We start from the raw sequence: 6915 nt of genomic DNA, 5'->3' as shown, positions 1-6915 counted from the left end.
GCGTGGGAGAGGGCGAAGAGGGTGCGGCCCCGGATTCCCAGGGCGGTGGAGGCTTCGCCGGTCGCCGTGTAGATGACGTCGTCGGCGGGGAGGGTGTCCATGACTCGCTGGTCGATGAACACGGGCATCGTCTCCGGGAGGAGCAGGGGGCAGACCAGGCCCGCCGCGTACTCGGTGACGGCGTTGACGACGTCGGCAGAGGCAGGGCGGACGTTCCTGGCGCCCAGGGTGAGCCGCACCGCCTCCATGGGTGGGCGCTCGCCGGCCGGGACGATCACTCCGGTCAGGAAGCGCCGTCCCCCGTAGGCGCCCTCGCAGGTGTAGACGCGCGTCACCAGGCACCTGTCCGCGGGCAGGCCGAGCGCCTTCGGCAGTTCGTCGGCGTGGCCGAGCGCGATGGGCAGCCGTACGATCTCGTGCACGGCCTCCCATTCCAGCAGCGCGCGGTGGATGGTCAGAGCGTCCTTCATATCGGCTCCATCCCGCGGGGATCGCCCCGCTCACCCCCGGTGACTGGTATCGCTGTGTCCCCCTGCATCGCACTCTGCGCGGGATATCCCCACATACCCGAGACGTCCGGTTTAACCCTCGTCGTCCGTCGCGTAAAACCCTCACGATGCGCCTCAGCCGCACACGCGGCGGACGTGGCCCGTCCGTGTCCCGCTACCGTTGTCGTGCGGAAGGCTCACCGGCGGTCGCGCTGGCGACATCGGAGTGTCCAGAACGTAACCCGGGGATCTCGGCATGTGAAGGGTCCCGTCCTGCTCCGGACGCCCCGCCGATCATCGGTTAAGTCCTTTGTCAGCCCGTCAACCAAGGAAATACGCTCGATGGCCGTGCCCAACCAGAATGTGACCCCCGAGCCCGCGCGGCGCACCGCCATCGCCGAGCTGCTGCGCCGGATCGCGCCCGTCGCCGACGATCTCGGCGCCCGGTTCGCGGCTGCCGGTCACGAGCTGGCGCTGGTCGGCGGGCCCGTCCGGGACGCGCTGCTGCGCCGTCCCACCAAGGACGTCGACCTCACCACCGACGCGCCGCCCGAGCGCACCCTGGAGATCATCCGCGGCTGGGCGGACGCGCACTGGACCATCGGCATCGAGTTCGGCACCGTCGGCCTCCGCAAGGACGGGGTCGAGCTGGAGATCACCACATACCGCAGCGAGTCCTACGACCCGAAGTCGCGCAAGCCCGAGGTGGCGTACGGGACGTCCCTGGTGGAGGACCTGCGGCGCCGCGACTTCGCGGTGAACGCGATGGCGGCGCGGCTTCCCGGGCACGAGTTCGTCGACCCGTTCGGCGGGCTGGCCGATCTGCGGGACAGGGTGCTGCGGACGCCCGGCAAGCCCGAGGACTCGTTCGGCGACGACCCGCTGCGGATGATGCGCGCGGCCCGGTTCACCTCGCAGCTCGGCTTCACGGTCGCGCCCGACGTCGTCCGCGCGATGACGGACATGGCCGGCCGCATCGAGATCGTCTCGGCCGAGCGTGTCCGGGACGAGCTGTCCAAGCTCGTCTGCGGGCAGTACCCGCGGCAGGGGCTGGCGCTGCTCGTGGACACCGGCCTCGCCGCGCACGTCCTGCCGGAGCTGCCGAAGCTCCGGCTGGAGATCGACGAGCACCACCGGCACAAGGACGTCTACGAGCACTCGCTGATCGTCCTGGAGCAGGCCATCGCCCAAGAGAAGGAGGGGCCCGATCTCGTTCTGCGGCTGGCCGCTCTCCTGCACGACATCGGCAAGCCGCGCACGCGCCGGTTCGAGGAGGGCGGACGGGTGTCGTTCCACCACCACGAGGTCGTCGGCGCGAAGATGACCCGCAAGCGGCTGACCGCGCTGCGCTACCCCAAGGACGTCGTCTCGGACGTGTCCCGGCTGGTCGAGCTGCACCTGCGCTTCCACGGGTACGGCACCGGCGAGTGGACCGACTCGGCCGTCCGTCGGTACGTCCGCGACGCCGGGCCGCTGCTCACCCGCCTGCACAAGCTGACCCGTGCCGACTGCACCACGCGCAACAGGCGCAAGGCCGACCGCCTGCGCCGCACCTATGACGACCTGGAGGCGCGCATCGAGCGGCTGGCGCAGGAGGAGGAGCTGGCCGCGATGCGCCCGGAGATCGACGGGAACGAGATCCAGCAGATCCTCGGCATCACTCCCGGGCCGCTCGTCGGCAAGGCGTACCGGTTCCTGCTCGACCTCCGCCTCGACCGCGGCATCATCGGCAAGGCCGCCGCCGCGGAGGAACTCCGCCACTGGGCCACCGGACAAGGCATCCTCCCGCCCGGCTCCGAGGAGCCGGCGGAGGGGCGCGGGGAATGATTCCGCTTCAGCTCGGGCGGATGAGCCCGCGGGAGACCGAGCGGATGCTGGAGTTCGACCGGGAGCACATCTGGCATCCCTACGCGCCGATGCCCGCGCCGGCGCCCGTCCTGCCGGTCGTGTCGGCGGACGGTGTCCGGCTGACGCTGGCGGACGGGACGGAGCTGATCGACGGGATGTCGTCGTGGTGGGCGGCCGTGCACGGCTACAACCACCCGAAGCTCAACGCGGCCGTCACCGGGCAGCTCGGCAAGATGGCGCACGTGATGTTCGGTGGGCTGACCCATCCGCCCGCGGTCCGGCTCGCCGAGCGGCTCGTCGAGATCACGCCGGAGCCGCTGACGAAGGTGTTCTTCGCCGACTCCGGGTCGGTCGCGGTCGAGGTCGCGATCAAGATGGCGCTCCAGTACTGGCGGTCGCGGGGCCGTCCCGAACGGCACCGGCTGCTCACCGTCCGCGGCGGCTACCACGGCGACACGTTCGGGGACATGGCCGTCTGCGACCCGGTGAACGGCATGCACCACCTGTTCAGCGACGTTCTCGCCGAGCACGTGTTCGCTCCGCCGCCCCCGCTCGGCTACTCGGCCGAACCCGACCAGGCGTACCTGGACGAGGTGTCCGGGCTGGCCGCCCGCCACGCGGGCGAACTCGCCGGGATCATCGTGGAGCCGGTCGTCCAGGGCGCGGGCGGCATGCGCTTCTACGCCCCCGAATACCTGCGCGCCCTGCGCGACATCGCCGACGAGCACGGCGTCCTCCTCGTCCTGGACGAGATCGCGACCGGGTTCGGCCGGACGGGTGAGCTGTGGGGCTGCGACCACGCCGAGATCACCCCCGACATCATGTGCCTCGGCAAGGCCCTCACCGGCGGCTACATGACCATGGCCGCCACCATGTGCACCGACCGCGTCGCCGAGGGCATCACGTCGGGTGAGGCGGGCGCGCTCATGCACGGCCCCACCTACATGGCCAACCCGCTGGCAGCCGCCGTCGCCTCCGCGTCCATCGACCTGCTGCTGTCCCGCGACTGGCGGGAGGAGGTCGACACCATCGAGGCGATCCTCACCAGCGAGCTCGACGGGGAGGCGGACCTCCCCGGCGTCGCCGACGTCCGCGTCCTCGGCGCCATCGGGGTGGTCGAGGCACGGGAACCGGTGGACGTGGCGTCCGCCCAGGAGATCGCCATGGCGCACGGCGTCTGGCTGCGCCCGTTCGGCACGCTGGTCTACACGATGCCGCCGTACGTCTGCACCGACGACGAGGTTTTGCACATCGCCGCCGCGATGCACGCCATCGCCGAATCCCTCTGAGCGCGGCTCACGGGACGGCGTGGGCGGGCCGGCGGGCGGCGGCCGACCGGTAGGCCAGCGCGCCCACGGCGTATGCGGCGATCACCACGAGGAGCGTGAGGCCGGCGCGCCCGTCCCACGGCAGCCATGTCGCGGCCACCACCGCGGCCGCCGCGAACACCGCGTTGAACAGCATGTCGTAGACGGCGAACACCCGGCCCCGGTAGGCGTCGTCGATCGTCTCCTGCAGCACCGTGTCGACGCACAGCTTCACGCCCTGCGACACGACGCCCAGCATGAACGCGCCCACCGCCCAGGGGGCCTCGGCGAACGGCATCCCCAGCACCAGGAGGCTCACGGCCGCCGTGCCGAACAGCCACGCCACCCACGCCTCCTTGCTGATCCGCCGCACCACCGCGGGCGTGATCAGCGCGGCGGCGAAGAAGCCCGCACCGGACACGCCGAGCATCAGCGCGAACGTCTCCAGCCCCTTGTCGGGGTCGTCCGCGAAGTGGTTCCGGCACAGCAGCAGCGTCATGATCAGGACGACGCCGTACAGGAACCGGTGGAAGGAGATCGCGGCGAGCGCCAGCGCCGCCTGCGGGCGCCGCGCGATGTGCCGTCCGCCGTCGACCAGGCCGTCCAGGACGCCGCGGAGCGCCTCCAGCATGCGCGGGGCCTCCGGCCGGGCGAGCCCGGACTCGGCGTCCTCGGACGGGTGCGGCCCCAGCAGCCGCTTCGGCAGCGTCGTCGCGATCGAGCCCGCCAGCAGGAACAGCGCCGCCGCCGCGACGAGGATCAGCGCCGTCCCGTGGTCCTCGGAGCCGAACAGCAGCCGCAGCAGGTAGCCGACGCCGCCGCCGATGAACGCGATGACCGTCCCGGACGTGACCGAGAACGCGTTCGCCGTGACCAGCTGGTCGCGCCTCACCACATGCGGGAGCGCCGCCGACAGGGACGCGAGGAAGAACCGGTTCACGCCCAGCACGACCAGCACGCCGAGGAAGAAGACCGCCCCGTCCTGCCCGGCCGCGACCAGCCCTGCGACCAGCATGACCAGCACGGCCCGGAGCACCGGCGTCCACACCAGGATCTGCCGCCGCCGCCACCGGTCGATGAACACCCCGGCGAACGGCCCGAGCGCGGAGTACGGCAGCAGCGTCACCGCGAACGCGGCCGCGGCCTTGCCCGCCGTCGTCTGCCGCTCAGGGGAGAAGAACACGTACCCGGCCAGCGCCACCTGGAAGACCCCGTCGGTCAGCTGCGAGGCGAGCCGCGTCGCGTAGAGCCGCCGAAAGTCACGTCCACCCAGGATCTCCCGCAACTCACCGGCCCGCACGAGATCACCATATGTGCTGTTAATCGTCGGTGAGCCACAACCGGGTGTAGTCGTAGCCCGCCGTGGTGGGGAGGAAGAAGGCGCTGTGGACGCGGGTGGAGTGGAAGATCGTGTGGGAGCGGTTGAGGAGCGGGACGATCGCCGCGTCTTCCATGATCTTCTTGTCGGCCTGCTGCCAGTAGCCGCCGGCGTGGGACGGTTCGGGTGCGGTGAGGGCGGCGTCGATGAGGGCGTTGACCTCGGGGTTGTCGTAGCCGCCGTAGTTGGTGGAGTTCTGCCCGTAGGTGCGGCCGTCGAAGAGCGGCTGGATGATCGAGCGGCCGTTGTTGCCGTACCAGTCGGGCGTCCAGCCGGGGGCGGCGATGTCCCACTCGCCGGCGCGGGCGTTCGCGGGCGTGGAGATCGTCCCCGCGTAGAAGGCGCCGCCGGAGTCCGCGCTGAGTTCGGTCTTCACGCCGCAGGCGTCGAGGTTCTCGGCGAGGGACTGGGCGATGAGCTTGTGGACGCTGTTGGTGCGGTACGGGAACTTCAGCGTGAGGCCGGGGTGGCCGGCCTTTTCGAGCAGTTCACGGCATTTGGCGGGATTGCCTGACTCATTGGGCGTCGGGTAGCGGTTCGAGGGCGCGTAGCCGGAGTTGCCGGGCGGGATCACCGTGTGCAGCGGCTTGGCCACCGACGGGCCGCCCACGATCTTGATCAGGGCGCTGCGGTCCACGGCGTACTGCAGCGCCTGCCGGACCTCGCGCTTGCCGAGCGCACCGCCGTTGCTCGGGCTGAGCGTGTTGAACACCAGGTACGGGCTGCTGCTCGGGGTCTCCCTGATCGCGAACCTGTCGTCGTCCCGCAGCCGGGGGATCGCGGACGTCGGGACGGGCTGGTCCCAGGCCAGATCGGCGACGCCCTGCTCGATCTGCTGCTGGACGGTCTCCGGCGAGTCCTGCCCGAGGGTGATCTCGATCTTCTCCACATGGCGTTCGCGGAGCGGATCGGTGTCCTGCCGCCATGTGGGGTTATGGGTAAGTAGATAGGACATGCCGGGCTCGTAGTTGCTGATCCGGTACGGGCCGTTCGAGATCGTGTTCTGCCGGTGCTCCGCCGAGTCCGGGACGTACCGGTCGTACTCCTCCGGCGCGGCGGCCGTGTACGGCAGCGTGAGCAGGTTGAGGAAGTCGCTCGCGGGCTCCCTGAGCTTGAAGACGAGCGTGTGGTCGTCCTTCGCCCGGACGCCCTCGACCTCGTGCTCGCGCTGGTAGGCGGACATGGCCCCGGCGTCCTTGGCGTCCACGTCGCCGAAGCCCTTGCAGAACTCCTCCATGCCCTTGAGCGTGGAGATGAAGTATCCCTTGCCCGCGGACGGCGAAGCCGGGTTGCACAGCCGCTCGAACCCGCGGACGAAGTCGTGCGCCGTCACCGGGCGCGGCGGGCTCGTGCTCCACTGGACGCCCTTGCGCAGCCGCACCGTGTACGTCCGGCGGTCCTTGCCGATGTCGCCGTTCTCGCGGCTCGGGATCCGCGCGGCCATGTCGGGCCGCACGGAGATCGTCTCCTGGAAGTCGTTGGACGCCCGCGTCCCGAACAGGGTCCGCGCGAACGTGCGGGCGAGCCCGTACGCGCCGACGCTGGCCACGGACGTGGGGTCGAGGTGCTCGACATCGGACGAGCCGACGATCCGCAGCGTGCCGCCGTCGCGGGGCTCGCCCGCCGCGGAGGCGTCGTCACCTCCCCCGGTGCATCCCGTGAGCCCCAGCACGAGCCCCGTCAGCCCCGCCGTCACCTTGAACATCTCGCGTGCCATCGTTCTCACCTCGAAGACTCGCCACTTGGCGCGCAGTCACCGGCGGTGTCACAGTAGGGCCGCAGCGTGACCGTAGGGCGGTACATCACCGTTTTCCTACAGAAGTAAGGACGCCCTGACAGGGACATGTCCACTGCCAGGGCGTCCGTTGAGAACTTTGTGATCAGCCTCTCAGCG

Annotated in this window: 5 protein-coding genes; 2 read left to right on the top strand and 3 right to left on the bottom strand. The window is 70.7% G+C overall.

The window, feature by feature from the left end; all coding sequences use genetic code 11:
* Positions 1-470, bottom strand: a 470-nt coding sequence (locus E1281_RS12720) for a YbaK/EbsC family protein (RefSeq protein WP_131877659.1), incomplete at its 3' end; no start/stop codon positions are given.
* Positions 471-830: 360 nt separating this feature from the next.
* Between E1281_RS12720 and E1281_RS12715 the strand changes: the two genes are divergently transcribed.
* Both E1281_RS12715 and E1281_RS12710 read left to right on the top strand, forming a co-directional pair.
* Complete coding sequence (locus tag E1281_RS12715; protein WP_131877657.1) at positions 831-2315, top strand: CCA tRNA nucleotidyltransferase; 1485 nt, start codon at positions 831-833, stop codon at positions 2313-2315.
* Between the two features lie 20 nt (positions 2316-2335).
* On the top strand, positions 2336-3625 hold the full coding sequence (locus E1281_RS12710) for an adenosylmethionine--8-amino-7-oxononanoate transaminase (RefSeq protein ID WP_131877655.1): 1290 nt from the start codon (positions 2336-2338) through the stop codon (positions 3623-3625).
* Between the two features lie 7 nt (positions 3626-3632).
* Here the strand turns inward: E1281_RS12710 and E1281_RS12705 are convergent, their stop codons facing one another.
* Both E1281_RS12705 and E1281_RS12700 read right to left on the bottom strand, forming a co-directional pair.
* A complete protein-coding gene (locus E1281_RS12705) occupies positions 3633-4943 on the bottom strand; it encodes an MFS transporter (protein WP_131877653.1) in 1311 nt (436 codons plus the stop codon).
* A 19-nt stretch (positions 4944-4962) separates the two neighbouring features.
* On the bottom strand, positions 4963-6738 hold the full coding sequence (locus E1281_RS12700; protein ID WP_243716902.1) for an ABC transporter substrate-binding protein: 1776 nt from the start codon (positions 6736-6738) through the stop codon (positions 4963-4965).
* Between the last annotated feature and the right edge of the window lie 177 nt (positions 6739-6915).

The sequence above is a fragment of the Actinomadura sp. KC345 genome, from assembly GCF_004348515.1.
GTDB lineage: Bacteria > Actinomycetota > Actinomycetes > Streptosporangiales > Streptosporangiaceae > Spirillospora.
The sequence above is the reverse complement of the archived record's forward strand: the minus strand, read 5'-3'. Positions and strand labels throughout refer to the sequence as shown.

What these genes read in the sequence shown, in the direction of transcription:
- E1281_RS12715 (WP_131877657.1), top strand. Translation starts at nt 831, where the DNA reads ATGGCCGTGCCCAACCAGAATGTGACCCCCGAGCCCGCGCGGCGCACC.
- E1281_RS12710 (WP_131877655.1), top strand. Translation starts at nt 2,336, where the DNA reads ATGAGCCCGCGGGAGACCGAGCGGATGCTGGAGTTCGACCGGGAGCAC.
- E1281_RS12700 (WP_243716902.1), bottom strand. Translation starts at nt 6,738, where the DNA reads ATGGCACGCGAGATGTTCAAGGTGACGGCGGGGCTGACGGGGCTCGTG.